A 1,100-nucleotide genomic window follows, 5' to 3' on the forward strand; every position below is an offset into this window, starting at 1 on the left:
TTAATGGCTTGCTCAATTAGCAAGTGGTGTACGTATGTCAGTCCGTCATCAGCTTGCGTCGTAAAATCAGTCGGCACAGCTGATGGATAATAGCCAACTGGTAAGTCTGCTATCACAACATCTTGATTCACAGCTGGTTGATCAGCGACTGCATCCGCCAAAGTTAGTTGCCAATCTAAGCCGAGCAAAGCGGCCATACCTGAGGCAATCGTCAACATCGTATCGTCGTTTTCAACCCCACTCGCTGTCATTTCATTCTTTTGTTGTCCCAAAACTTGCGCCACCGTTGCAAGCAAATTACCTGAACCGACCGTCAAATCAGTTACCTTTACTGGCTCACCTGCAGTCACAAATAGTTCAACGACAAAGCCTACCCACATACCAATGGCATCCGGCGTTACTTGATAGTTTGCTTGCAACCCATCTTCACGCATCGTTGCCACAAGCAATAGTTGTAGTACCTGACGCTTTAGTTCTGGGGTCATACCATCAAAATCAGCCGCTTGGATGTCAGCTAGGATATTTGCCTGATCCGTCGCTGAAAGCGTTGCCCATTCATCATCATCTTGCCCGAGCATCAACTCAAACACAATCACAAGCGCTTCAATTGCAGCCATGTCTAATGTTTCAACAAGCTTATTTTGTGCGGCTTGTAGTTGCTTAACCGCCTTCTCAATCGTTTCAAACATGTCTTTACCTCGTTTTTTCTGCTCCTTCCAGTGTAGCTAGTTTTTTAGTAAGTGACAAGGAAAGAGGCCGTTGAATTCACTTCGGAATAATGACCTGCCGATTCCAGTCGACCAAGACATACTCATGGCACTTGGAGGTTGCAATAATGCGTGGATACGGTTGCGGTGACTTACCTCGTTCTTCAGGTGTCTGGCGCACATAAGCTAACGCCTGGCACTTACCCTGCCAATAAAACAGCTCAGCCCGGCGCAACTGTTGCGCGTGTGACTGCATCACACACCAGCCAGTCAGTGCCACCACCAGCACCCCACTCACCCCCAACGTGTGCCCCAAAATATGCCCTGATCGTGTCCGTTTCAATACAAAGTCACCTCCTCATAAACTTTTTGGCCTGTCGTACAGAAGATCGT

Annotated in this window: 2 protein-coding genes; both read right to left on the minus strand. The window is 47.8% G+C overall.

What is annotated here, in order from left to right; all coding sequences use genetic code 11:
• A partial coding sequence (locus tag WEIDD23_RS11920) for a class I SAM-dependent methyltransferase (protein WP_062359092.1) occupies positions 1-689 on the minus strand: 689 nt, incomplete at its 3' end.
• A gap of 76 nt (positions 690-765) precedes the next feature.
• Entirely contained in the window at positions 766-1,050 is a 285-nt protein-coding gene (locus tag WEIDD23_RS11925) for a hypothetical protein (RefSeq protein WP_010372753.1), read from the minus strand.
• Between the last annotated feature and the right edge of the window lie 50 nt (positions 1,051-1,100).

The sequence above is a fragment of the Weissella sp. DD23 genome (genome assembly GCF_001579105.1).
Classification (GTDB): domain Bacteria; phylum Bacillota; class Bacilli; order Lactobacillales; family Lactobacillaceae; genus Weissella; species Weissella cibaria.